We start from the raw sequence: 25,551 nt of genomic DNA on the forward strand, positions 1-25,551 counted from the left end.
GGAATCAGAAAAGCGAAGGCATGATTTCCATGCCTTCGCCTCTGTTTGGAAATGGGATATGCTTTACCAAAGGCTGCCGATTAGCGGCTTGCCTCGTATGCCGCGATTTTGTCTTCATATTGCAGGGTAATGCCGATATCGTCCAGGCCGTTCAGCAAGCAATAGCGGCGGTAGGAGTCTACCTCGAACGGGTAGGAGAGTCCTTCGCTGTCTTTTACGACCTGCTCCTGCAGATCGATCGTCAGCTGGTAGCCTTCCCGGCTCTCTGCCCGCTTGAACAGTTCATCGACTTGCTCTTCGCTCAGCTTGATGGGCAAAAAGCCGTTTTTGAAGCAGTTGTTGTAAAAGATGTCCGCAAAAGACGGAGCGATGACCGCGCGGAAGCCGTAATCCGTCAGAGCCCAAGGGGCGTGCTCGCGGGAGGAGCCGCAGCCGAAGTTGTTTCGGGCGAGCAGAATGGTCGAATCCTTGTAGGCCGGTGTATTCAGAACGAACGAATCAATCGGAGTGCCGTCGACGTTGAAGCGCCACTCGTAGAAGAGGAATTGGCCAAAGCCGCTGCGCTCGATGCGCTTCAGGAATTGTTTCGGGATGATCGCGTCTGTATCTACGTTTACACGGTCGAGCGGGGCTACGAGACCGGTATGGACAACAAATGGGTTCATTGGAATACCTCCTTGCTCACGTTCTCATTTTTCCATTCGCGCACGTCTACAAAGTGACCGGCGATGGCTGCTGCGGCTGCCATTTCAGGGCTGACCAGGTGTGTGCGTCCGCCGCGTCCTTGACGGCCTTCGAAGTTGCGGTTGGAAGTGGATGCGCAGCGCTCGCCTTCCGACAGGATATCCGGGTTCATCGCCAGGCACATCGAGCATCCGGATTCGCGCCAGTCAAAACCGGCTTCCTGAAAGATGAGGTGCAAGCCTTCTTGCTCAGCGAGCTGTTTCACGGCTTGGGAGCCGGGAACCACCATCGCGTGTACGTGAGGGGAGACCTTGCGACCTTTGGCTACCGCCGCAGCAGCGCGGAGGTCTTCGATGCGGCCGTTCGTACAGGAACCGATGAACACGCGGTCGATTTTGATCTCACTCATCGGTGTGCCAGGCGTCAGCCCCATATAGGCGAGGGCGTCTTGAGCGGCCTTGCGCTGCGATACCGTCTCGAAGGATTCCGGATCCGGCACGACGCTGTTGATGTTCGTACCCATGCCAGGGCTGGTGCCCCAAGTGACCTGCGGAGCAATCTCGGACGCATCGATTTCCACGACCGTGTCGTACTGGGCACCTTCGTCCGTGCACAGCTGCTTCCAAGCTTCCACGGCAGCCAGGAAGTCTTCGCCTTGAGGAGCGTAGCGCTTTCCTTTCAAGTAGTCAAACGTCGTTTGGTCAGGAGCGATCAGTCCGGCACGCGCGCCGCCTTCGATCGTCATGTTGCAGACGGTCATGCGCTCTTCCATCGTCAGCTTGCGAATGGCAGCGCCTGTATACTCAATGACGTATCCGGTAGCAAAATCAGTGCCGTACTTTGCGATAATGGCCAAAATTAAGTCTTTTGCGGTTACGCCAAATGGCAGATCGCCGTTCACGCGTACTTCCATCGTTTTCGGCTTGGATTGCTGCAAGCATTGGGTCGCCAGTACGTGCTCCACTTCGCTCGTCCCGATCCCGAAAGCGAGGGCTCCGAATGCACCGTGCGTGGAGGTGTGGCTGTCGCCGCAGACGATCGTCTTGCCAGGGAGGGTCAAACCGAGCTCAGGCCCGATGACGTGAACGATCCCTTGGTCAGGGCTGTTGAGATCGGCCAGGGTAATGCCGAACTCTTTGCAGTTTTCAGTCAACGTTTCCATCTGCTGACGGGAGATCGGATCTTTTACGTTGAAGCGGTCAGCGGTTGGAACGTTGTGGTCCATCGTAGCGAATGTCAGCTCCGGGCGGCGCACTTTGCGGCCTGCCAAGCGGAGTCCTTCAAACGCTTGCGGGGAGGTTACTTCATGAACCAGATGCAGATCAATGTACAGCAGGCTTGGTTTGCCCGGTTCCTCGTGAATCACGTGATTGTCCCAAATTTTTTCAAACATGGTGCGAGCTTTCATATGAATGATTCCTCCTTCGTGCGAAACTCTTACCAAGGTTGTATCATGGCAAAGAAAATAGTTCAAAGATATAATTATTATGAGAAGGATAGTTTTTGCCTATCAGGAGGTTTTTATGGAGTTACGACAAGTTCGCTATGTGCTCGCCGTCGCGGAAGAACGCAGTTTTTCCCGCGCAGCAAACCGATTGCATCTGGCTCAGCCCTCGCTTAGCCAACAGATCGCCAAACTGGAAAAATTGCTCGGAGTGAGCTTGTTTCATCGATTGCCGCAGCATGTAGAATTGACGGATGCAGGCCAACGATTCGTCCAGGTGGCGCAGACGCTTGTGGACATGTCGGAAGGACTGGAGCGCGAGATGCGGGCGTACGCAGTAGGGGAGAGCGGAAAGCTGCTCGTAGGCAGCCTGCCCATAACCGGTGCGTACGTATTGCCCCGGGTGATTTCGACCTTCACCAAGCAATTTCCGGGGGTCGAACTCCAACTGATGGAGGATACCTCCAGCCATTTGGAGCAGCTGCTTGTCCGTGGGAAAATTGACGTCAGCTTGCTGACCATGCCGATCAGTGATCCGTCTCTGGAAATCATACCGGCGATCAACGAAGACATTTATTTGGCGCTTCCGCAGCAGCATCCTCTGGCGGATCGGGAAGAGATCGATCTCGCCGAGGTAGCGGATCAACCGTTTATTTTGCTGAAGGAAGGGCAAGGCTTTCGGACCATTTCGCTGCGGCTTTGTGAACAGGCGGGGTTTCGACCGCGGATCGTATTCGAGAGCAGCAATATTCAAACGGTGCAATCGCTGGTAGCTGCCGGCATGGGCCTTTCCTTCGCGCCGAAAATGATTGCGCTTGCGCCGGGGACAGTTGATCCTCCCGTCTATGTACGTCTGACATCCAAGCCGTATCGCACGCTGGTCGTCGCCTATCGCAAGGACAGGCCGTTGTCCCGCCCTGGCGAGGCATTTGTCCAGTCTCTCGTCGAGCAGGGCGGGCATATTTGATACAAGTCAGTAAACAACCCAGTTCTCCCGTTGATGGAAAGCTGGGTTGTTTTCCTTTTCACTGCACGAGCTCGGAAAAGACGACCAGGCGCTTGGCGTGCTCCTGCTTCTTCTTGTTGAATCTCCCGGCACAAGTGATGAGGTTCAGATGGGATTGATCGGAATCGCCAAATATTTGTTCGATGGGTGCCTGATCTGCGGGAAAGCTCTCCACTTTCGTGACTTCGAACGTGAGAGTCTTTCCGCTTTCATCACGTACGAGTACGTGGTCTCCGGGCTGGAGCTTGCGAAGGTGGTAAAAGACCGCAGGGCCTGTGTAATGGTCGAAGTGTCCGGCAATGACAGCGCTGCCTCTCATTCCCGGCTTGGTCCAGGGAGCGAGAATGCCTACGCGGTCAAATGCTTTGGGGACGTCCATCTGTCCATTCGGAAGCACGCCAACGGGTTCCACAACCGTTTCGAGGTGAATAGCGGGGATGTTCAGCCACTTCGGCATGATTCCGCTCGCGAGCGGTCTCGCCGTTGGCCGCTTTGCTTGCAAAAACGGACCGTATAGCAGGTGAGGGCCGTATGCGATCGTCCTGACGGCTGAGTCCTCGTTTTGCTTGGCGGATTTTTCTTCAGGCAACGCTTCTTGCCGAATCGGACTGACGTCAGAAGAAGGCAGGTTCGCCTGCTGCCCGCAGCCTGTGGCAGCCAGGCAGAGCAAGGCGGCAATCAGTATTAATTTCTTCACCTTGGCACCTCCACTCGAAGAACACGGCAAAAGAGAAAAGAGGGAAAGAATCCCTCTTTATTCGCTTGCCCCGCCCATGCCGGTTTTCGGCATTGCTTTGATGTGAACGCCTTTTTTAGCGGCTTTTGTATGCAGTTTGTGGGCTTTTTGGGTGGCCTTTGTCTTCATGTGATGAGCCTTGGTTTGGATCTTGTGATGCTTTTTCCCGTCGTCATGAGTAGCTGCGGACACAGGGAGAGCGGAGCAAACGAAGCAAACAGCCAGAGCCAAAGCAGCAATCTTCTTCATGATGTCACCATCCTGTTTGTATTGGTCTTGCATCATGTAGAATGTCCTTCTTTGGTTGCGCTCTTACTGGGAAATTCAGAAGAAATGGGCGGCATAGACAAGGTGCCCAGCTCTTGGGAAAAGGGGACGAGACTCGCCGACACTTCTGATTGCACATCAGCGTCACGGTTGTGATACACTAATCCCAAAGCATTGTGGGAGGGAACATACATGAAAGAAGTAAAAACCGAAGCAGAATTCGAACAAGCCATTTCCGGAACCAAACCGGTTGTCGTCAAATTTTTCACAGACTGGTGCCCGGATTGCCACCGGATCGATCCGTTCATGCCGGCGGTGGAGGAAAAATACAAAGCGGACCTGGACATGATTTCCGTGAACCGCGATACGCTTCCGGAGCTGTCCGAAAAGCTGGACGTCTTTGGCATTCCCAGCTTCATCGCTTTTCAACAAGGCAAGGAACTGGTGAGGTTCGTCAGCAAGCTGGGCAAAAGCCGTGAAGAAATCGAGCATTTCCTCGACCGCGCCATTCAGGTGGGAAAAGGGTTGGAGCAAGCCTAAACGCTTCGAGGACATGCAAGGAGATATGCCGTACATGCAAGCCATGAAAAAAGAGGGGGAATGGCTCGTTGCGCAGCTCGCTGCTGCAGATGCGGACATTCCCATTGGGAACCTGCTGAGAGAGGGATGGAGACTGCCTAAAAAGCAGGTCCATCTTTTGTTTCAGCAGAAAGAAGTGCAGATCGACGGACAGCCAGTACCGCAGCACGCAAAAGGCCGTGAGGGTCAGGAAATTCGCCTGCGGCTGCTTGCCCCGGAGCCATATGGAGTAGAGCCTGTGTTTGAGCCGATGGAGGTTTTGTACGAGGACGATCATCTGCTGATCGTGGACAAACCGGCAAAAGTACTTGTCCATCCGACCGAACCGTCGCATGAACGGACGCTGGATCACATGGTGGCGGGTCATTTGATGCGCTCTGGCATCCAAGCGAAGGTCCGGCACGTACATCGGCTGGATCAGGACACTTCGGGATTGGTATTGTACGCCAAGCATGCGTGGGCGTCGGCCATTCTCGATGAAATGCTGCGGGAGCGAAAGATCAAGCGCTCGTATGTGGCGTTCGTCCATGGCCACCTGAAGGGCAGTGGAACGATCCGGGAGCCGATCGGCAGAGACCGCAACCATCCGACGCGCAGAAGGGTAAGTCCGCGCGGGGAGAAGGCCGTGACCCATTACGACCTGCGTCAGAGGTTCCCAGGGGGCAGTCAGGTAGCATGCCGGCTGGAGACAGGGCGCACGCATCAAATTCGCGTCCATCTCAGCCATATCGGACATCCTCTCATGGGAGACATCCTCTATGGAGGAAAAGCCTCTCTGATCGATCGTCAGGCGCTTCACGCCGAAGTGCTGCGATTTGAACACCCGTTTGGCGGGCAAATGATCGAGGTGCGCGCGGCGATGCCAAATGATCTGAAGGAACTGGAAAAGCGGCTGCAGGAAGCGCCAACGCGCCGATAAATGAATAAACTGCCAGGGAAGAATCGAGAGGGGTGGCAAGATGAAACGACCCACGATCGGCATCCTGACCTGGCGGGAAGGCAAAAAATTCGCGGAACCGGCCTATTTCCGGCGTCTTCTTCGGGCAGGGCAAGAGCTGGGAAGCACCGTATTTCTCTTTTCGCCCAAAGATGTGCGCGCATCAGGGAAACAGGTGCGAGGTTTTGTGCTGGACCGAAACGGGAATTGGCAAGCCAAGCTGTTTGACCGGCCCGATGCCGTGTTCGACCGTTACCGCTATACGCCGACCCAGGCGTTCAAAGACTACGTTGCTTTTCGACGCACGAGCGACTTCCTGTACGCGAACAACCGGCTGGCAAACAAATGGCGCGTCCACGAAGTCCTGTATCGCGATCCCCGAATGCACCGCTGGCTTCCGGAAACGCTGCTGTGCAACCGGGCCAACCTGCAGAAAATGCTGGGCCGCCACACCTATTTGTACGTGAAGCCCTTGAACGGGACGGGGGGCCGCAACATCTTGTCCATTGAAAAAACAGGGCAAGGGTACCGACTGATGGGCCGAGACAAGCGCCGGGCTAAAATCGTAACCGTCATCCGGAGTACGGATGCGCTGCAGCGTTGGGTAGAGCGCTGGACGAAGGGGGAGAAACACATCGTCCAGCAAGGGCTGCGGCTTCAACTCATACCCAATCGCGCCGTCGACATGCGCCTGCTGATCCAAAAAGACGGCCAGGGCGATTGGGACATCACGGGACACGGCATCCGGGTCGGGGGAGAGAAAAGCGCGACTTCCAACCTGCACGGAGGCGGGAAAGCGGTCGCGGTCCCTGCGTTTTTGCGCCCGCGCTTCGGGGAAGCCCGTACGGCTGAAATTATCCGGGACTGCGAACAGCTCGCTTACCAGACTGCCGATACACTGGAGAATCACTTCGGGCGCATGGTGGAGTTTGGATTGGATATCGGCATCGACGTCGAAGGAAAAGCGTGGTTGATTGAAGTCAATCCGAAACCGGCGCGGGAAATCTTCCGTGAAATGGGCGCACTTGCCCAGTACAAACAGGCGATTTCGCGGCCGATCGAGTACGCGATGTACCTGGCCCGAACCAAAGGACTGGAGGATAAGGAGAAAAGGTACCCTTCAGCGGCTGCAAGGCGATGAACGGTCAAATGGGAAAAGCCGGATCGACATGATCCGGCTTTTTGCTTTGGGGGAGGTTTCGTTTTACATAATAAATATTATGTTAATCGAAGCGATTTATGCTCATCATTCACAAATCTTGTGAAAGTCGGACCATATCCACGACCTGAATGCCATTCTCGAAGATTTCCTCCTCGTAATGGCGAAGGAAAAAGTCGCGATCAACCCCGGTGATACGAAACCCGCACTTTTGATAGAGGGCTAGCTGATCTACACTGGAATTGCCCGTTCCAACCTCAATCGTCTTGTACCCGAGCTGTTTTGCTTGAGTGACGGCATGCTGGACCAAGCGCTTCCCGATTCCCTTTCCTTGATGGGCTTCGTCTACAGCCACATTGACGAGCTCGACAGTGTCCGGCCGTGTAGGCAACAGGACGTACACTCCCACGATGACGCCGTCTTGTTCCGCTATGTAGCAGCTGCCGCGTCGGAGATAGCCTTCCACCAGCTTGGGGGAAGGGTCGGCCAACAGCAGGAGGCTCATGGGAGGCTGTTCGGCGGGGGATAACGGTTTGATCGTCATGTTTTCAACTCCTATTGAAAAAACTTCCTTTCCTTTCCATATCGGTTGTTCATGAAAATTGTAACCGACCGGGAGGAATTCGACAACGGGAAGAAAAAGGCGTGCAAACAGGAAATTCAGATGGAAATCGCGAACAGACCAAGGTATGATAGTCAGGGAGGAGCCCGTCCGAATTTCGCGACGGTTTTTTTCTATGCGGGTGGAAATTGGCCCTCCTGCATGATTACAACCCCCTGTCTGTTGGCGAGACTGGGGAGAGAAGGAGTGATGCGCGTGGAACAGCTGCTTCAGTTGGCAAAAGACTATTGGCCGGTAGCGCTTCTCATCATCGTGGTGATCATGGCAGCCCAATGGATGGTGCGCAGCTTGGTTCGGATTATATCCTTGCTCGTCGTAGTAGGCGTCGTTTTGGTTCTCTTCTTCCAATTTAGTCCAGAGGAAGTCATCCAGATGGGGCGCCAAGCCGTACAAGCAACCCAGGAAGTGGTTGACAAAACCATCAAGCCTGTGCTGGACGCAGAGCTAAAGAATGCGGATATTGCGTTTCAACCGGATGGCAGCTATGAAGTCAAGACGGCGAGCATCCGCATTGTGGGGAAGAAAGGCGAGTCGAAGGCTACGGTTTACTACAAAGACGACAAATGGGAAGTGGATATCGGTCAGCTCGGAAAGCTGTTTGAAGAGCGTCTCGACAAGGCCGAACAGCAAAATGCTGCTTTGTAAAGCGCACGACCGCAAAAAGACGCAGTCCTACGAGGAGCTGCGTCTTTTTGAATTCCTTTCAACTTGGAACGTTACGCCATACCCTTCTCGGGATCAGATCAAGGGCTCGAGCCCAGTTGGGTCTATCCGAGTCGTGGCGGCACGCGCAGGCGGCTTGCTTGCTCGTAGGCGTACGCCGACCGGATGAGGGTCGGCTCTGAAAAGGCAGTACCCGTAAACACGACGCCAAAGGGCTTGCCCGTAGAAGTGTAGCCAGCTGGTACTGCGACGGAAGGATAGCCTGCCCGTGCGGCGATGCCGTAGCCTTCGCTTCCGGGAAACAGGAGGCAGTCCAGATCGTGCTCGCGAAGCACGGCATCGATTCCTTTTTCTCGGGACATTTCCAGGTCAAACGCACGCTGATTCAGATAGGCAGCTTCTGTCAGCGTCCCGCTCGTCGCATTCGAGCGTTCCAGCAAGACCTGTCCGAAACGCAGCGCCTGCTCCGGATGCTCGCGGTTGAAGGCGATGACATCCGCCAGGGTACGGATCGGGTAAGAGGCGGGCAAGGTTTTGAGATACGCGTTTACGCCTGATTTGAATTCATGCAGGAGCACGTTTGGGCCCCATTCGACATGTTCGGACGGAATCGAAACCGGGTCGACCAGCGTGGCGCCTGCTTGCTTCAGCTGCGCGACGGCAGCTTCGTACAAGGCCTTTTCTTCTTCTTCGTACTTGTCCAAATAGCGCGAACGCACGATGCCGATACGTGCGCCTTTCAGTCCGGAGGCGTCCAGGTACGGTCGGTAATCGGAGTGGGCGAGACCGACGCTTTTGCCGGTGACGGGATCGAGTTCATCGCAGCCTGCCAGGACTCCGAGCAAAATCGCTGCGTCCTCAACGCATCGGGCCATGGGACCGGCTGTATCCTGACTCGTCGAGATGGGGATGATGCCCCGGCGGCTGATCAGGCCGACTGTCGGTTTGATCCCGACCAGCGAGTTGCGGAAGGAAGGGTTGAGAATCGATCCGGAGGTTTCCGTACCGACAGCCACAACGGCAAAGCCGGCAGCGATGGCAGCACCGGAGCCCGAACTGGAGCCGCCTACGTCGAAGACACCGGGGCCGTACGGATTGCGGACTTGTCCGCCACGTGAGCTATATCCGTTTGGCATGTGCTCGGACATGTAGTTGGCCCATTCGGTCAAGTTCGTCTTGCCTAAAATGACTGCACCGGCCTCGCGCAGTTTGGAGGCGACAAACGAGTCCGCAGACGCGTACGAGTCTGCGAGCGCGAGCGATCCGGCGGTCGTGTGCATCTGGTCTTTGGTCGCGATGTTGTCTTTGAGCAGGACGGGAATCCCGTGGAGGGGTCCGCGACTACCTTTCCCTGTGCGTTCCCGATCGAGCGCTTCCGCGATGTGCAAAGCGTCCGGATTGATTTCGCTGATCGCGTTGATGGCTGCACCTTGCTTGTCGTACTGGGCGATTCGCTGCAGAAACAACAGAGTCAGCTCACGCGATGTGGTTCTGCCTGCTTCCATTGCCTCTTGCCATTCACGTATGGTTGCTTCATGATTCAGGGCCATCATATCCCGCCTTTGTTCGCAAAGTTTGACCAATTTCTATTTCTATTGTACAAGATTGCGGATCGGATGGAAGGGGGAGAGGAGCGAGACCAGCAGCAAAACGAAAAAAGCCGACTCCCACAATGGAATCGGCTTTCATTTATCTTACGCGTTGGAGCCTGCGGCTTGCAGCTTTGCCTTCTCTTCTTCCTCCACGTATCGGTTGCGTGGATGCTCGCGGCATTCGTCCGAGCAGGAGCGCTTGTATTTGACCTCGCATTCCGGGCAGCAGAAGTGCTGCTTGTTGCAGAACGGGTTGGCGCAGTTGACGTAGCGGTCTTCTGCCTTGCCGCAGTAGTAGCAGCGGCCGATGACGACGTCTTCCTCCGTGTGGTTGATCGGAACGGAGATGCGCTCGTCAAAGACGTAGCATTTGCCATCCCACAGGCGGCCTTTGACTTCCGGATCTTTTCCGTAGGTGACAATACCGCCGTGAAGCTGGTAGACGTCTTCGAAGCCTTCCTCGAGGAGCACACCTGTCAGCTTTTCGCAGCGAATCCCGCCTGTGCAGTAGGTGAGGACCTTCTTATCCTTGAACTGGCTCATGTTCTCACGGATCCACTCCGGAAACTCGCGGGAAGAGTCCACTTCGGGACGAATGGCTCCGCGGAAATGACCGAGGTCGTACTCGTAGTAATTGCGGCCATCCAGCACGACGACGTCATCGCGCTGCAGCATTTCGTAAAACTCTTTCGGGCTCAGATACTTGCCGGTTTTTTGGTTCGGATCGACGTCCTTCTCCAAGCGCCAGGTAACGAGCTCCTTTTTCGCGCGGACGAACATCTTTTTAAAGGCATGATCGTCCGCCTCATCTATTTTGAACCAGATATCCGCAAAACGCGGGTCTTTTCGTACATATTCCATGTAAGCGTCCGTTTGTTCAACCGTGCCGGAGACGGTTCCGTTCATGCCTTCCGGAGCGATGATGATACGGCCCTTCAGTCCGAGATCCTTGCAAAATTGCAGATGCTCGGCCGCATACTCTTCGTAATTTTCAACAGGAGTATACTTGTAATACAACAGAATGCGATATGGCTTTTGTACTTGCAAGGTACAATCCACCTTTCTTTACCTATATTGATTTTTGGGTGCAAACGTGATTATACCACATTAAAATCAATTCTGCTGAAAAAATGAATGGGATATGTGAGCTTTCTATGAAAAAGAGGGCAAAAGCCTTACCGAAGCAGAGGACATTGCGAGCGAACGTTTTCCTGCCTTGCTGGGAGGGGAGGGTTCTTGTAAACTATGAAAGGATAACAGGCAAGAAAGAGGAGAGACGCCCGATGATGCTGACAAATGAACGAGTCATTGCCCAAGTGAAAATAAAGAAACTCCATCCGGAGGCAACAATCCCGAAGTACGCACGTGCCATGGACGCCGGGTTTGACCTGGTCGCTGTCGAGGATGTGCTGGTCGCTCCGGGTCAGACGGCCAAGGTTCCGACCGGGCTGGCTTTCGCGTTGCCGGAAGGATTCGAACTGCAGGTTCGCCCACGCTCCGGCATCAGCGCGAAAACCAAGCTGCGCCTCTCGAACGCACCAGGCACCGTCGATGCCGGTTACCGCGGAGAGGTGTGCGTCCTTATCGACAACACAAGGCTCCCCAGTTCCGCGAGAAAGACCAGCTGCCTGGATGTGAGCGAAAAAGAAGTAACTGTCCCACAGGAAGTCGATCCAAACAGCTACTGGATCAAAAAAGGCGACCGGATCGCCCAAGGCGTCATCGCCATCGTCCCGCTGGCCGAATTCGAGGTCGTCGATGAACTGGACGAGACGGAGCGCGGTGCCGGAGGCTTTGGAAGCAGCGGCATTACAGGCTGACAGCGAAATGGTAGAAACGTCCCTAAGTGGACGGCCACGGTTCGTTACGACAATCCGTGGCTGTCATCCGGGGCGTTTTTCTTTTTCCATGGCTTTCTCAAGGGAGCGGGACAGATCCGGGGGTAGCCGGGATGCACCGTTCCTTCGGGGACTCTGAATGGTTTGGCAGGGGACGCGGATGGCCTTCCCTTCATTCGGGATATCCTAAAGGCGATGACTGCGGAGGGGACAGAGATCATGAGCGTAGGAAAGCTGTATTGGCCAGAGACATTGCCCAATCCGCCGCGTTATCCGGAACTGGACTCGGATATCGCCTGCGACGTCGCGATTGTCGGAGGCGGGGAGGCGGGCGCCATGTGCGCTTACTATTTGATGCAGCACGATGTAGACGTCGTACTAGTAGACAAAAGCCAGATCGCCCAGAGAAGCAGCCTCGCCAACACCGGAATCTTGCAATTCGCCAACGACAAGCCGCTTGCGGCATGCATCCGTTCCTTCGGGGAGGATAGAGGGACGCGGTTTTACCACTTGTGCAAGCAAGCGGTGGATCAACTGGAGAGGATCTCCCGAACGATCGGCATCTGGCCGGATTATCTCCGAAAAGATTGCTTGTACTTTGCCAGCCGGCCGGAAGATGTGGAGCCCCTCCGACTGGAGTATCAGGTCTTGCAAAAGCATGGTTTCCCCGTTCATTATCTGGAACAAACGGACGTAGAGCAGCGTTTTTCCTTCTCAAAGCCAGGGGCCATCTACTCTACTGGGGACGCACAGGTCAATCCATACAAGCTGGTCCACGGAATCGTTGAGCATGCCGCCAGGAGGGGGTTGCGGGTTTTTGTCCACACCGAAATTGCGCAATACAAGCAAGATGGTGGAGACATGCTGCTCTTGACGAAAAAAGGAAACCGCATTCGCTGCAAGCGTGTCGTATTCGCGACGGGATACGAGACCCAAAAAATACGACGCAACGCGAATGCCATCCTGGCGACCAGCTCGGCGATCGTCACCCATCCGGTAAAAGCCTTTCCCGGTTGGCCCGGAACCTGCTTGATTTGGGAAACGGCACGACCCTATTTATACATTCGGACGACGCCGGACGGGCGGATCATCGCGGGAGGCTTGGACGAGCCGCATACGGATCCGATGCAGCGGGAGGCTCTTCTCCCCCGCAAGCGGGATCAGCTGCTCGCCGAGCTGCAGAAACTGTTTCCGCAAATCCCGCTGCGGGCAGAGTATTACTGGTCTGCCGTTTTTGGTGAAACCCATGACGGACTGCCGATGATTGGCGAGCAAGACGGCTATCCGAATTGCCTGTTCTCGCTCGGATACGGGGGAAACGGCACCGTGTACGCGAATATCGGGGGTCAAATCATCGCAGATCTGATCGTCAAGGGGAGTCATCCGGATGCGTCGTTGTTTTCATTTGCGCGTCCTCGTTACGCAACTGCATCCCACCTGTGAAGCCTTAGAAAAAGCGGAATTGTCGCATAGACAATCCGCTTTTTTTCATCTCGCAGCGCTTCTTCGCAAGGGCACCGAAAGAAACCTGCAAAAAAGCGATCGTAGTATGGATTTCGTAGTACTTCCTTCCTAGTCCTGAAAATATGGTTAAAGGGAGAAAGGAGGTGAAAGAATTGGCGACCCGCTTTCTAAAGATTGCCGCCGTTTATTTTGTGATCGCTATTGTTCTGGGAATCATCATGGGCATCACCAAAGCGTTTGCGTACGCCTCGGTTCACGCCCACCTCAATCTGGCAGGCTGGGTGACACTTGCGATAATCGGACTTATTTATCGAGCTTATCCGCAGGCAGCGCAAAACAAGCTGGCGAGCTGGCATTTCTGGCTGCATAACATCGGGCTTCCTGTCATGCAGGGCAGTTTGTTCCTCATGCTCCTTACAGAAGTGGAGACATTCGTCGTCGGAACCATCATCGGTTCGTTGGTGCTGGGAGTGGGCATTTTCCTATTTGCGATCAACTTGTGGAAGAACGCGAGCGAGTAAAACCGTTGGCAAGGACCAGCGTGCGGCCCTATTCGATTGGGCGTACGCTGGTTTTTTTATTCCATCGAGAAGGGGCTGAAAATAGGGAGCGCTGAAGCCGGTGCGCATAGAAAACGGGAAGCCGAGTCATTCTACATTTAAATGTGGACAAGAAAAGGAGGGTTCCATGCAGAAAAGCATGCAAAAAGGGCAAAACGCGAAGTCTTCGGAAGCTCTGATTCCTTCCCTTGTCCAGACGATCGAACAAGCGTTTCAGCTGAAACGAAATCCGCTCCCGTGGGGCAAGGCGATTGGAGCCGGCATTTGCTCGGGGACCCCAGTTCTGATCGGTCTTGCCCTGGGCAATATAAAGTACGGAATGCTTGCTGGCATCGGCAGCTTTACCTATTTGTACGTTTCCAACATTCCGTATACCCAGCGTGCGAAAAGGCTGTTCTTTGTCATGCTCGGATTGTCCTTGTCTGTGGGATTGGGGACGCTTGTGGCTCCTCACCCGCTTGCGTCCGCTTTCGTGGTCGGCATGATCGGAGCGGTTGTCTCCTTTATTTTCGGGGCGTTCAAAATCCAAGGTCCGTCCTCCATTTTCTTTGTGATGGGCTTCTCACTCGCCACTGGCATGCCGCTGGATCCGGCCGCAGCCCCCGTACGGGCGGGACTTGTTTTGCTGGGCGGAGCATTGGGGTGGGCCATCGCTATGATCGGTTGGCTGCGGAATCCGCACGGCCCGGAGACGACCGCATTGCGACAGGTGTACCGCGAGCTGGCTGGATTCATCGATTCGGTCGGTACCAACCGCTCCCATGAAAAGCGGCAAAAACTCGTATCCGTACTGAAATCCGCCGATGAGACGCTTTCTGTTGGACAAGTGTCCTGGCAGCGTTCTGGTCAATATCAACGGCTCCTCCTTCTGAATGACAAGGCGAATACGATCTTTTTGGACATCCTTGAGCGTTTGGACGGGCAGGCGGGCAAGCTCCCTCCGCATCTTGGACGAACAGTGAGAGCCATTGCTGATTCGCTGGACGGAAAAAATGGGCACCCCCTGCCGATTGATTTTCAAAGGGAGCCATCCGCAGGGGGGGAGCGGCTGGAAGCGGACGTCCGGGAGGCAGCCGCTCTTGTATCTGAACCAATAACGGTCATGGAAAGGGAAGAGCATGTGGCCCGGCCATCGTTTCGAATGGTGATGGGCGGAGCTTTCGACAAAAATTCCATTGTCTTTCTCAATTCCATCCGCTTCGGATTGATCTTGGCGGTGGCTGCGATCTTCGCCTACTCGTTTGAATTGAATCGATCGTATTGGGTCACCTTGTCCTGTGCGGCCGTCATGGCGGGATCGACGCTGATCGCGACGTTTCACCGGGCGATTCAACGGACGATCGGGACCGTCGTCGGCATCATGGTAGCGACCATCATCTTGTCTGCCCAGCAGCAGGGATGGATTATCGCCGTCCTGATCATGGCACTGACGGCGCTTACGGAGCTCTCCATCGTTCTCAACTACGGGCTGGCGGCCTTTTTTATCACGCCCAATGCCTTGCTGCTGGCAGAGAGCATGGCTCAGCAGAAGAGCTTGTCGTTCTTCGCTTCAGCGCGAATTGTCGATGTCCTCATGGGCTGTGCAATCGGACTGATCGGTACGCTGATGATCGGCAGGAGACAGGCGTCAAGCCTTTTGCCGCATTACATCGCCAAAACGATCCGCAGTGAGCAGCAATACATGCTGACGCTGTTTTCCGACCGGAGAGACACTGTGGACGTGACCCAGTCCATCGAACGGAGAAAACTGCACACGAATCTCGGCAACCTGAAGCTGGTGTACGCAACCGCAGTGGGAGAGGTCCCCGGCAACAAGACCAGGCTGCAATTTTTGTGGCCCGCCATCTTCTCCATCGAGCACGTGGCGTACTTGCTCGACTCCTGCCTGAAAACCGGCACGTGTCCCGTCTTGTCCGATGCAAAGCTTTCCCAGCTTTTGCTCGCGTTCGAGACCATGGCGATTTCGGCTGAACAAGGCGTTGCGCTCGAGAAGAAACCGATACCGGAAATCACTGGATTTTCCCAGCTGGAAAAAGAGATACGCGTCTTGCAGGACGCTCTGCAGGTCAGCTGCAAAGATCGATGAAGAAGCTCTCCCGTGTGGAGAGCTTCGTTTTCATGTGCGGGGCGCCCAATTTTCGGAGTGGGCGAATGGCACCCGAACCTTAGCCTACCCATGAGGCATAGTGTAGATGGAAATGTCATTGACAGGAACAAAAAGGAAGGTATAATTCGAAATAACAAGTATTCCGATTAAAATAGTATAGATTAAAAAGGAGTGAACGAAATCCGTATGTGGAAAACACCCAGCGCAATCCAAACCTTTTGGAAACGATTCGGAATCGTCGCGATAGCGGCCGCGATAGGAGGCTGCTCCCAGGCGACCACGACCGGGGGAGAGAGCAAGCCGGCCGAAACGGCATCTGTCGTTGAATTGCTGAATGTCTCCTACGATCCGACGCGCGAATTTTATCAAGACGTAAACAAGGAATTCGCAGCGGAATGGAAAGAAAAAACGGGGCAGACGGTCACCATCAAGCAATCGCATGGTGGCTCCGGAAAGCAGTCCCGCTCGGTCATCGACGGTTTGGAAGCGGATGTCGTGACGCTCGCGCTGGCTTACGATATCGATGCGATCGCGGAGCGGGGATTGATCCCTCCCGAGTGGCAAAAGAAATTGACGGAGAACAGCTCGCCTTACACCTCCACCATCGTCTTTCTCGTGCGCAAGGGAAATCCCAAGCAAATCAAAGATTGGGACGATTTGATCAAGCCCGGCGTTTCCGTCATTACCCCGAATCCGAAAACGTCTGGCGGCGCTCGTTGGAACTACCTTGCCGCCTGGGGCTACGCTTTGGAAAAGAACAACGGCGACCAAGCGAAGGCAAAGGAGTTCGTCACCAGCCTGTTCAAAAATGTTCCGGTACTCGACTCCGGCGCTCGCGGATCGACCACGACTTTCGTGGAGCGCGGCATCGGAGACGTCCTGATCGCGTGGGAAAACGAGGCGTATTTGGCGGTCAACGAGCTGGGCAAAGACAAGTTTGAAATCGTCAATCCGTCTCTCAGCATTCTGGCGGAGCCCCCTGTGACGGTCGTCGACAAGTACGTGGATAAACACAAGACACGGGATGTAGCTGAAGCGTATTTGCAGTTCCTGTACTCGAAAAAAGGGCAGGAACTGGCAGCCAAACACTACTACCGGCCACGCGACAAGGAAGTGCTGAAAGCCCATACGCCAGCGTTCCCGGAAATCAAGCTGTTTACGATCGACGAGCTGTTCGGGGGATGGACGAAAGCCCAAAAGGACCACTTTGCCGATCAAGGAATTTTTGACCAAATTTACAAGCCGTAATCTACCAATACCGTCAGAGGAGTTAACTCCATGAGAAAAACCTTTCGAAACAGAGGGTTTTTGCCGGGCTTTGGCATCACGATGGGCTATTCCATCGTCTATCTCAGCCTGCTCGTGCTCATCCCTCTGTCTGTCCTGTTCCTGAAGGCGTCGACCATGAGTTGGCAGCAGTTCGCCGACACCATCCTGGACGGTCGGGTGCTCGCCTCGATCCGAGTGAGCATCCTGTCCTCTTTCTTCGCTGCGATCGTCAATGCTGTCTTTGGGGTGCTTGTGGCGTGGGTATTGGCCCGCTATCAGTTCGTGGGGAAGCGGATCATTGACGGCATCGTTGACCTGCCGTTCGCTTTGCCTACGGCAGTCGGCGGGATCGCCTTGACCTCCATCTATGCGGAAAATGGCTGGGTGGGCCAGTATTTGGCCGAATGGGGAATCAAGGTAGCCTACACGCCGATCGGCATATGGGTCGCGCTCACATTCATCGGGCTGCCGTTTGTGGTCCGCACTGTCCAACCGGTCCTGCAGGATTGGGATCTTCAGATGGAAGAGGCTGCGGCGACGTTGGGGGCGACACGCTGGAGCACATTCATTCGCGTGATTTTGCCGCACCTGATGCCCGCCGTCATCACAGGATTTGCACTTGCCTTCGCACGCGCGCTGGGAGAGTACGGCTCGGTCGTGTTCATTTCGGGGAACATGCCGCTCAAGACGGAAATCGTTCCGCTCTTGATCATGACCAAGCTGGAGCAGTTCGACTATGCGGGTGCGACGGCGATCGCAACGGTCATGCTTGTGATTTCTTTCGTCATGCTTCTCGTCATCAACTACTTGCAATGGAGAATCAACAAATTTGATGCCGCCCGTTAGGAGGTGCCGCTCGTGAAGCATTTGACCGAGCCGGCTTATATTCGCTGGCTGCTGATTGGCCTGGCGCTGGCGTTCCTCGCGCTGTTCCTGATTTTGCCGCTCATCGCGGTCTTTACGGAGGCGTTCAAGCAGGGAGCGGCCGTCTTCGCCGCTTCGATCACGGATCCGGAGACGCTGTCCGCCGTGAAGCTGACCCTCCTGGTCGCTGCCATCAGCGTCCCGCTCAATGTGACGTTTGGGGTCGCGGCTGCCTGGGCCATCGCCAAATTTTCCTTTCGCGGGAAAAACGTGCTGTTGACGCTGATCGATTTGCCGTTTGCCGTGTCGCCGGTCATCGCCGGTCTCATCTTCGTCTTGCTGTTCGGGAGCCAGGGTGTTTTTGGACCGTGGCTGGAACAGTATGACATCAAGATCATCTTCGCCGTACCCGGCATCGTGCTGGCGACGACCTTCGTCACTTTTCCGTTCGTTGCCCGTGAGCTGATTCCGATCATGGAAGCGCAAGGAAAAGACGAGGAAGAGGCGGCAGTTTCCCTGGGGGCGAGCGGTTGGAAAACGTTCTTGCGCGTCACCCTGCCCAATGTGAAATGGGGACTTCTGTACGGAGTCATTTTGTGCAACGCCCGCGCGATGGGAGAGTTTGGCGCGGTGTCCGTCGTCTCCGGCCACATCAGGGGAATGACCAACACGCTGCCTCTGCATGTTGAAATTTTATACAACGAATACCAGTTTGCCGCTGCGTTCGCCGTCGCTACCTTGCTTGCCGTACTGGGTCTCGTCACGCTGATCGTCAAAGGCTTGATCGAGTGGAAGACGGAACGCGAGCGCAGCGCGGGGGAAGAGTACCATCACTACGAGGGGACAGGAGAGAAAGCCGGATGAGCATAGAAGTCGTGAACATTTCCAAATCGTATAAAAACTTTATGGCATTGCGCGACGTCAGCCTGCAAATACCCGAGGGTGAACTGGTTGCGCTGCTCGGTCCTTCTGGCTCGGGGAAGACGACGCTACTACGCTTGATTGCTGGGCTGGAGCAGCCGGAGCAGGGAAGCATCCTGTTCAACGGGGAAGACAATACAGACCGCGACGTGCGCGAGCGTCAGGTCGGCTTCGTGTTCCAGCATTACGCCTTGTTTCGGCACATGAACATCTTTGACAACATCGCGTTCGGACTGACGGTGCGTCCGCGCAAAACCCGTCCGAGCAAGCAGGAAATCCAGGAAAAGGTGCATTCGCTTCTCAAGCTGGTACAACTGGATGGGTTGGCTCACCGCTATCCTTCGCAGCTGTCAGGAGGACAGCGGCAGCGTGTAGCACTGGCTCGCGCGCTGGCCGTCGAGCCCAAATTCCTGCTGCTCGACGAGCCGTTCGGGGCACTGGATACGAAGGTCAGACAGGAGCTGAGGCGCTGGCTTCGGCATTTGCACGGAAAGCTCGGGTTGACTATCCTGTTCGTCACGCACGACCAGGAGGAGGCGATGGAGCTCGCTGATCAGGTCGTGGTCATGAACGAAGGAAGGGTCGAACAGGTAGGGCCGCCAGAAGAGATCTACAACCGGCCCGCCAATCCTTTCGTGTACAGCTTTCTCGGGCGGGTCAATCTGTTTCAGGGCAGGATCCGCGACGGCAAGGTACAGCTGGGGGAAGCCGAGTTCGAGACGCAATGGACCCAAAAAGCAGGCGAATATGCTGCGGTGGGGTACATGCGGCCCCACGATGTGGAAATCAGCCTGACACCCAAAAAAGGCCAATCCGTACCGGCGCAAATCAGGCACATTTCCTTGCTTGGCTCTATCGTTCGCCTGGATCTGAGGCGGTTGGACACGGATGAAGTGTTTGAAGCGGAGCTGACGCGCCAGCGGTTTGCGGAGCTGCAGCTGGAGGAGAAGGGAACGGTCTACGTGACGCTGCACAACCTGTCCTTTTACGTAGATTCGCAAACGACGGCAGTGCCGGCATCAGCTTTTGTCCCCCTGCGCGCTACCGTCTGAGAGGAAAAATGACCGAACCGGCCTGACCTGTGCAGACCGGTTCATTTTGTGTACGGTAAAGCGGCTGCTATTCCCCGCGCTGCTTGGACCGTGTTTCTTCTTTTCCCAAGGTGGTGGAAGATCTGGTCTGCGAAGGGTTTTCCTTGTTGCCCATTTCGTTTTTTACGCCGTTTTTTTTCGACATGCTCCCTGCCTCCTTCTCGTGGAATGGAAGTTCTCGGCTAGTTTTCCCCAATCGGAGTGCTTCTATCGCTGCGACCGATTGTTTTTTGCATTATCCGGCCAACTCTGTTAAGATAAGTGTTTGAACGATTCAAAAAAGGCAGGTATTGCGACGATGATAAGCACTCAGAACGTGACGCTGCGCTACGGCAAACGCGCACTGTTTGAAGATGTATCCATTAAGTTTACCCCGGGTAACTGTTACGGCCTCATCGGCGCGAACGGAGCGGGGAAGTCTACGTTTCTCAAGATTCTCTCCGGAGAAATCGAACCGACCAGCGGCCACGTTTCCGTGACGCCGGGCGAGAGGATCGCCGTGTTGAAACAAAACCACTTCGAGTTTGACGAGTACGAAGTGTTGAAGACCGTCATCATGGGACATAAACGTCTCTATGAGATCATGGAAGAGAAGACGGCCCTGTACATGAAGGAGGATTTCTCCGAAGCGGACGGCAATCGTGCCTCCGAGCTGGAGGGAGAATTCGAGGAACTGAACGGCTGGATGGCAGAAGCGGATGCGGCGAGCCTCCTGATCGGACTGGGGATCCCGACGGAGCTCCATGACAAGCAGATGAAGGATTTGGCCAGTACGGAGAAAGTGCGCGTTCTCCTGGCCCAGGCGCTGTTTGGCAATCCGCACGTCCTGCTGCTCGACGAGCCGACCAACCACCTGGACATCGAGTCGATTCGTTGGCTGGAAAACTTCCTGGCGGATTACGAAAATACCGTCATCGTCGTTTCCCATGACCGCCATTTCCTGAATAAAGTGTGCACGCACATCGCGGACATCGACTTCGGCAAGATTCAAATGTACGTCGGTAACTACGACTTCTGGTACGAATCCAGCCAATTGGCGCTGAAGATGGTTCGCGAACAGAACAAGAAAAAAGAAGAAAAGATGAAGGAGCTGCAGGAGTTTATCGCGCGTTTCTCCGCCAACGCTTCCAAGTCCAAGCAGGCGACGTCGCGGAAAAAGCTGCTGGAGAAAATTACGCTGGAAGACATTCGTCCGTCCAGCCGCAAATATCCGTTCATCAACTTCAAGCCGGAGCGCGAGGCGGGCAAGAACCTGCTTGCGATCGAAGGCATTAGCAAAACGATCGAGGGGGAAAAGCTGTTTGATAAGCTGCACCTCGTGATCAACAAGGGGGATAAAGTGGCGTTTGTCGGTCCGAACGAGCTGGCAAAAACCACCTTCTTCCAAATTGTCATGGGAGAAGTGCAGCCGGACGAAGGCACGTTTGAATGGGGGGTCACGACTTCCCAGGCGTACTTCCCGAAAGACAATGCGGCTTATTTCGATACGGACCTCAATCTGGTTGACTGGCTCCGCCAATATTCCAAAGAGCAGGACGAGACGTTTATCCGCGGCTTCCTGGGACGCATGCTTTTCTCCGGCGACGAAGCGCTGAAGAAGGCCAATGTGTTGTCCGGGGGAGAAAAGGTGCGCTGCATGCTGTCCAAGATGATGCTGTCCGCAGCCAACGTCCTCATTATGGATGAGCCGACCAACCACTTGGACCTCGAATCGATTACGGCATTGAACAACGGCCTGATCGATTTCGACGGCACGCTGCTCTTCGTCTCACACGACCACCAGTTCGTGCAGACGATCGCCAACCGGATCATTGAATTTACGCCAAAAGGAATCATCGACAAGATGATGACGTACGACGAGTATTTGGAAAGTGAAGAAATCAAGCGCCTGCGCGAAGAACACTACGCGTAAGCGGGATGACTAAAGAGAGCCCTCGGCACGAGGCGGCGAATCGTCGCGCTGTGCGAGGGCTCTTCGGCGTTTTTTAGGAAGGGGTCTCCTCGATGAATTCCACTTTGCGCAAGAACGCCTCCTTGCTGGAAAAAATGACCCGCTCCTTTCGGGGGGCAGTGAAGTAGACCACGATATACTGATCGTCTATGTACTCGACGATTCCGCGCTTTTTCGGCCGCTCGATCGTCTTCACCGGTTTGTTCAGCCATTCATCCATCCGCTTTTCCTCCTGCCTGTCGCTTGCCTCCATTATATCAGACGAGGGGCTGACGCCCAATGGCGTGAACCGTCAAAGCGATTCGAAACAGCAGCTGATCCTGGCCGTTTTCGGGAGTGAGGCCGGTCAGTTCGCGTATGAGCTGCATGCGGTATTTGACCGTGTTTTTGTGGACGAAAAGGCGATTTGCCGTCTCCACGTGATTTCCGTTGGCGAACAGGAAGGCCTGCAAAGTTTCCACGAGCTGCCCGTTTTTTTCCGCATCGTATTGAAGCAGCTTGTCCAGGCATTCCGCAGCAAGCACCTGCGCTTCGTGGCTCGGCTCCTCCGCAAAGAGAATGCGCTCCAGTGCGAGCGCGTGATAATGCTGGATCCGCAAAGGAGGAGCACCGGTCTTTGCATAGGCGTAGCCGCATTGGCGCAAGACCGTGCGAAAGCTGATTTTCGCTTCCCGGTAACTGTGGGCGATCCCGTCCCATCCTGGGTGAATGCGACCGATGCCTACCGGTATGGGCGATACGGACGACTTCGCAAGCGAGGCACCAAGCGAGCAGAGCAGTGATTCGAGGTGTGGACATTGCCCGTAAGCGGTGGGGACCAGCAGCACGACATGATTGTCCCGGTCGAGGCCAGTCAGGCCACCCGTGTCGCTTCTGGCCAGGATGCCATTGATGAGCTCCAGCAGTTCGCGGTTTCGTCTCCATCCGTCCACGGGATCGTCGTCGCTCGTTCGGACACTCATCACCAAGGATTGATAATCCTCGGCAAGGGCCCAGCCGACTTCTTCCGCCTTGCGCAGGAGAACATCTCTCGGACCGGTCTGTCCGCTGAGGAGCGCCTGCAAAAACTCATTGCGAAACCGCTGGAACGTCTCGCTGACCGTCTGTTGGCGCTCGAGCTCGAGAGACAAGAGGGCAGCGCTCTGTTCAATAGCCACCTTTTCCCATGCATACAGTTCCCTGTCAGACTGCTGAATCAGAATGGCGCCGTATACCTGCTGCCTCAGGAGCAACCAGCGGATTGCAGTGCCGGCTGCAGGCGTCACGAGCGGCTGCGCCAGCAAATGGTGAGGAGCCGGCAGCCCGCACTCTCTGTCCACTGAGGAGAGGTCCGAGAAAGCGCCCAAAGCGGGAGCTGTCCACTGCCAGCGCAGGGACGGGACGTAAATGCAGACAGGAACTTGCAGCGCTTCATGGAGCAACTGGGCCAGCGCGGATACCGGCGCCCCTGCTGTCAGATGCCGGTGAAATCTTTCGTAAATCGCATGGGTCCGGTCCAACTCGGCACGCTGCTTATCATTGATGTAACGGACGACGGGAACAATGACATCCGACCACGCTTTTTCCATGGGAAAGGCAAGGATGGGCATCTGTTTTCGACCGGCATGCTCGATGACCGCCCGAGGCAATTCGTCGATATACCGTCCCAGCTTGATGGCGATGCCAGGCGTGCCGATTTCCGTCAAATCGTCGATGAGTCGTATCAGTCCTGATTCGCTCGTCTCCCGATGGGCCACAAAAGGATAGCCGGTCGTCAGAACGAATTCCCCCGGCCGAAGCCATTTGTGGCCGTCAGGTGAGTCGAATGAGGTTACACCCAGCAGCTCTTTGTCCAGGAAGGCTTCCCCGGCGAGCACAGATTGTTCGTCAAACCCTCCCACGGCAATCAATTCTCGCACCGTAATCACGTCAGCTCCCCCTTTTATGTCCTGCGTACAATCCGCAGGCAGCTTTTCTGGCAAATCGGACAAAGGAAAAGAGCGAATCTTTCGATAATCATAGATTACATGTCCCGATGGCATGGCTGCAATGGGACAAATCGAACAAAACAGGGGGATTTGCATGAAAGCAAGAGACTGGCTTGGCGTACTTCCGTTTGTCGGGATGCTGGGAGGCGTTCCTTTTGTCAACAAAGTAGAGCCCTATGTCCTTGGTATGCCATTTGTCCTGTTCTGGATCGTGCTGTGGGTCGTGCTCACCTCGGCGATCATGGCATTGGTGAATCGTCTGGATTCCGCCGCGAGAGAGGAGGAGCATCAAGGATGAACACAGCCCTGATCATCATCTTTCTGGTTCTGCTGCTCGCGATCTACTCCGGCATTCGCGCACAAAAAGGAAAAGACATGAACATGGAGCAATGGACGGTCGGGGGCAGAGGGTTTGGCTCCATCTTCATTTTTCTGCTGGTCGCCGGAGAGATCTACACCACCTTTACCTTCCTGGGAGGGAGCGGCTGGGCGTACTCCAAAGGCGCTCCCTCGTACTACGTCTTGTCCTACATCGCTCTTGCCTACGTGATCTCCTACTGGCTGCTGCCACCCATCTGGCGCTATGCCAAAAAGCATCGGCTCGTTTCCCAATCCGACTTTTTTGTCAGCAAGTACAACAGCAAAGGACTGGGGATTCTGGTCGCAGCCGTCGGGGTCATCGCCATCATCCCGTATTTGATTCTCCAGTTCAAGGGTCTCGGCATCATCGTTTCCGAAGCCTCATACGGTTCCATCACGCCTACCGCAGCCGTGTGGATCGGGACGATCGCAGTGACCATCTACGTCATGATTTCCGGGATTCACGGCTCGGCGTGGACCGCCGCGATCAAAGACATTATGATTTTCGTCGTCGTGGTCTTCATGGGCTTGTATTTGCCATACCATTACTACGGAGGGATCCAGCCGATGTTTGAGGCGGTAGAGGCCGCAAATCCGGGATTTCTGGCCTTTCCTGACGAAGGCTTGAGCGTTTCCTGGTACATCTCTACGGTGCTGGTCACGGTGTTTGGCTTCTACATGTGGCCGCACACGTTTGGCTCCATTTTTTCCGCCAAAAACGAAAACGTCTTCCGCAAAAACACCGTCATGCTGCCGCTCTACACGCTCATGCTGCTGTTCGTATTCTTCGTGGGCTTTACCGCGATCCTTCAGGTCCCCGGTCTCAAAGGAGCGGATGGTGACCTGTCTCTCCTGCGCTTGTCCCTCAAGACCTTCGACCCGTGGATCGTCGGACTCATCGGGGCCGCCGGATTGCTGACGGCGCTGGTGCCCGGCTCCATGCTGCTCATGACGGCAGCAACGCTTCTTGCCAAAAACGTGTACAAGGTAATGGCACCCGCTGCGTCGGAAGCTCGTATCGCCCGGGTCGCCAAACTGCTGGTGCCCGTCCTTTCGCTCATCTCCCTGTACTTTACGCTCCATGGAGGGGATACGCTCGTCACGCTGCTGCTGATGGGCTACAGCCTGGTCACCCAGTTGTTTCCCGCCTTGCTTTTGAGTTTGCAGCCGCAGCCCTGGGTGAACAAGTACGGCGCGTTTGCCGGGATTTTGGCCGGCGTGTTGACGGTTGCGTACGTCACCGTCTTCAAAGTGACGATCGGGACCATGTTCCCGGACTGGCCCGCCGCCATCAAGGATTTGAATATTGGCGTGGCCGCCCTGCTCGTCAACCTCGTCGTGATGTTCGGCACCACGCTTGTGACCCGCCTCATGCTGACGCCGGGTACGCAAGCAGCCAACACCGGGGGCTCACCCACACTGTAGGAATGGGGAATGCGGATTTCGACCTCGATTCAACTGACGAATCTC

25 protein-coding genes are annotated in these 25,551 nt (G+C 55.3%); 16 read left to right on the forward strand and 9 right to left on the reverse strand.

Going from position 1 to position 25,551, the window contains the following annotated elements:
- Window positions 1-80: 80 nt before the first annotated feature.
- Window positions 81-665 carry a 3-isopropylmalate dehydratase small subunit gene (leuD, locus tag RGB73_RS13725; RefSeq protein ID WP_310772901.1) on the reverse strand — a complete coding sequence of 195 codons (585 nt, stop codon included), beginning with the start codon at window positions 663-665 and terminating at the stop codon, window positions 81-83.
- Complete coding sequence (gene leuC / locus RGB73_RS13730) at window positions 662-2,092, reverse strand: 3-isopropylmalate dehydratase large subunit (protein WP_310772903.1); 1,431 nt, start codon at window positions 2,090-2,092, stop codon at window positions 662-664. The genes leuD and leuC overlap by 4 nt, the downstream gene beginning before the upstream one ends.
- Window positions 2,093-2,207: 115 nt before the next feature.
- On the opposite strand from leuC, the gene RGB73_RS13735 reads away from it, so the two are divergent.
- The gene (locus RGB73_RS13735; RefSeq protein WP_310772905.1) at window positions 2,208-3,095 is read left to right on the forward strand and encodes a LysR family transcriptional regulator; all 888 of its coding nucleotides are present in this window, start codon (window positions 2,208-2,210) and stop codon (window positions 3,093-3,095) included.
- Window positions 3,096-3,153: 58 nt separating this feature from the next.
- Here RGB73_RS13735 and RGB73_RS13740 read toward each other — a convergent pair whose 3' ends face one another.
- Complete coding sequence (locus RGB73_RS13740) at window positions 3,154-3,831, reverse strand: class F sortase (protein WP_310772907.1); 678 nt, start codon at window positions 3,829-3,831, stop codon at window positions 3,154-3,156.
- 57 nt (window positions 3,832-3,888) lie between these two features.
- Window positions 3,889-4,155 (reverse strand): hypothetical protein, encoded by a 267-nt coding sequence (locus RGB73_RS13745; protein WP_310772909.1) that lies wholly within the window; start codon window positions 4,153-4,155, stop codon window positions 3,889-3,891.
- A 174-nt stretch (window positions 4,156-4,329) separates the two neighbouring features.
- Between RGB73_RS13745 and RGB73_RS13750 the strand changes: the two genes are divergently transcribed.
- The 3 genes from RGB73_RS13750 to RGB73_RS13760 are packed head-to-tail and all read left to right on the forward strand — an operon-like array spanning window position 4,330 to window position 6,794.
- A complete protein-coding gene (locus RGB73_RS13750; RefSeq protein ID WP_310772911.1) occupies window positions 4,330-4,677 on the forward strand; it encodes a thioredoxin family protein in 348 nt (115 codons plus the stop codon).
- 34 nt (window positions 4,678-4,711) lie between these two features.
- Window positions 4,712-5,635 (forward strand): RluA family pseudouridine synthase, encoded by a 924-nt coding sequence (locus tag RGB73_RS13755; RefSeq protein WP_310772913.1) that lies wholly within the window; start codon window positions 4,712-4,714, stop codon window positions 5,633-5,635.
- A 40-nt stretch (window positions 5,636-5,675) separates the two neighbouring features.
- The gene (locus RGB73_RS13760; RefSeq protein WP_310772916.1) at window positions 5,676-6,794 is read left to right on the forward strand and encodes a YheC/YheD family endospore coat-associated protein; all 1,119 of its coding nucleotides are present in this window, start codon (window positions 5,676-5,678) and stop codon (window positions 6,792-6,794) included.
- Window positions 6,795-6,903: 109 nt separating this feature from the next.
- On the opposite strand, the gene RGB73_RS13765 is transcribed toward RGB73_RS13760, so the two are convergent.
- Window positions 6,904-7,356, reverse strand: coding sequence for a GNAT family N-acetyltransferase (locus RGB73_RS13765; protein ID WP_310772918.1), 453 nt, complete (start codon window positions 7,354-7,356; stop codon window positions 6,904-6,906).
- 267 nt (window positions 7,357-7,623) lie between these two features.
- Here RGB73_RS13765 and RGB73_RS13770 point away from each other — a divergent pair, with 267 nt between their 5' ends.
- Window positions 7,624-8,079: a hypothetical protein gene (locus tag RGB73_RS13770; protein WP_310772921.1), complete on the forward strand. Its 456-nt coding sequence runs from the start codon at window positions 7,624-7,626 to the stop codon at window positions 8,077-8,079.
- Window positions 8,080-8,201: 122 nt separating this feature from the next.
- Here RGB73_RS13770 and RGB73_RS13775 read toward each other — a convergent pair whose 3' ends face one another.
- Window positions 8,202-9,602 (reverse strand): amidase family protein, encoded by a 1,401-nt coding sequence (locus RGB73_RS13775; protein WP_396136190.1) that lies wholly within the window; start codon window positions 9,600-9,602, stop codon window positions 8,202-8,204.
- A 189-nt stretch (window positions 9,603-9,791) separates the two neighbouring features.
- Window positions 9,792-10,736, reverse strand: coding sequence for an oxygen-dependent tRNA uridine(34) hydroxylase TrhO (trhO, locus tag RGB73_RS13780; RefSeq protein WP_310772923.1), 945 nt, complete (start codon window positions 10,734-10,736; stop codon window positions 9,792-9,794).
- Between the two features lie 236 nt (window positions 10,737-10,972).
- Here trhO and dut point away from each other — a divergent pair, with 236 nt between their 5' ends.
- From dut to RGB73_RS13825, 9 genes are all read left to right on the forward strand, one after another.
- The gene (gene dut / locus RGB73_RS13785) at window positions 10,973-11,509 is read left to right on the forward strand and encodes a dUTP diphosphatase (RefSeq protein WP_310772926.1); all 537 of its coding nucleotides are present in this window, start codon (window positions 10,973-10,975) and stop codon (window positions 11,507-11,509) included.
- 237 nt (window positions 11,510-11,746) lie between these two features.
- Entirely contained in the window at window positions 11,747-12,970 is a 1,224-nt protein-coding gene (locus RGB73_RS13790; protein ID WP_310772929.1) for an NAD(P)/FAD-dependent oxidoreductase, read from the forward strand.
- Window positions 12,971-13,134: 164 nt separating this feature from the next.
- On the forward strand, window positions 13,135-13,512 hold the full coding sequence (locus RGB73_RS13795; RefSeq protein WP_310772932.1) for a cytochrome-c oxidase: 378 nt from the start codon (window positions 13,135-13,137) through the stop codon (window positions 13,510-13,512).
- Window positions 13,513-13,678: 166 nt separating this feature from the next.
- A complete protein-coding gene (locus RGB73_RS13800; protein WP_310772935.1) occupies window positions 13,679-15,637 on the forward strand; it encodes an FUSC family protein in 1,959 nt (652 codons plus the stop codon).
- A gap of 207 nt (window positions 15,638-15,844) precedes the next feature.
- A complete protein-coding gene (locus RGB73_RS13805) occupies window positions 15,845-16,906 on the forward strand; it encodes a sulfate ABC transporter substrate-binding protein (RefSeq protein ID WP_310772938.1) in 1,062 nt (353 codons plus the stop codon).
- A 30-nt stretch (window positions 16,907-16,936) separates the two neighbouring features.
- Window positions 16,937-17,773 (forward strand): sulfate ABC transporter permease subunit CysT, encoded by an 837-nt coding sequence (gene cysT, locus RGB73_RS13810; RefSeq protein ID WP_310772941.1) that lies wholly within the window; start codon window positions 16,937-16,939, stop codon window positions 17,771-17,773.
- Between the two features lie 12 nt (window positions 17,774-17,785).
- Complete coding sequence (gene cysW, locus RGB73_RS13815; RefSeq protein ID WP_310772945.1) at window positions 17,786-18,655, forward strand: sulfate ABC transporter permease subunit CysW; 870 nt, start codon at window positions 17,786-17,788, stop codon at window positions 18,653-18,655.
- Entirely contained in the window at window positions 18,652-19,764 is a 1,113-nt protein-coding gene (locus tag RGB73_RS13820; RefSeq protein ID WP_310772948.1) for a sulfate/molybdate ABC transporter ATP-binding protein, read from the forward strand. The genes cysW and RGB73_RS13820 overlap by 4 nt, the downstream gene beginning before the upstream one ends.
- A 337-nt stretch (window positions 19,765-20,101) precedes the next feature.
- Entirely contained in the window at window positions 20,102-21,715 is a 1,614-nt protein-coding gene (locus RGB73_RS13825) for an ABC-F family ATP-binding cassette domain-containing protein (RefSeq protein ID WP_310772951.1), read from the forward strand.
- A 73-nt stretch (window positions 21,716-21,788) separates the two neighbouring features.
- On the opposite strand, the gene RGB73_RS13830 is transcribed toward RGB73_RS13825, so the two are convergent.
- Window positions 21,789-21,974: a hypothetical protein gene (locus RGB73_RS13830; protein ID WP_310772954.1), complete on the reverse strand. Its 186-nt coding sequence runs from the start codon at window positions 21,972-21,974 to the stop codon at window positions 21,789-21,791.
- 37 nt (window positions 21,975-22,011) lie between these two features.
- A complete protein-coding gene (locus RGB73_RS13835) occupies window positions 22,012-23,661 on the reverse strand; it encodes a PucR family transcriptional regulator (protein ID WP_310772957.1) in 1,650 nt (549 codons plus the stop codon).
- Between the two features lie 154 nt (window positions 23,662-23,815).
- Here RGB73_RS13835 and RGB73_RS13840 point away from each other — a divergent pair, with 154 nt between their 5' ends.
- Both RGB73_RS13840 and RGB73_RS13845 read left to right on the forward strand, forming a co-directional pair.
- Complete coding sequence (locus RGB73_RS13840; RefSeq protein WP_310772960.1) at window positions 23,816-24,019, forward strand: DUF3311 domain-containing protein; 204 nt, start codon at window positions 23,816-23,818, stop codon at window positions 24,017-24,019.
- Window positions 24,016-25,506, forward strand: coding sequence for a sodium:solute symporter family protein (locus RGB73_RS13845; protein ID WP_310772963.1), 1,491 nt, complete (start codon window positions 24,016-24,018; stop codon window positions 25,504-25,506). Before RGB73_RS13840 ends, RGB73_RS13845 begins: the two co-directional genes overlap by 4 nt.
- Window positions 25,507-25,551 lie beyond the last annotated feature (45 nt).

Source organism: Brevibacillus brevis, assembly GCF_031583145.1.
In the GTDB taxonomy this organism is placed as follows: Bacteria; Bacillota; Bacilli; order Brevibacillales; family Brevibacillaceae; genus Brevibacillus; species Brevibacillus brevis_E.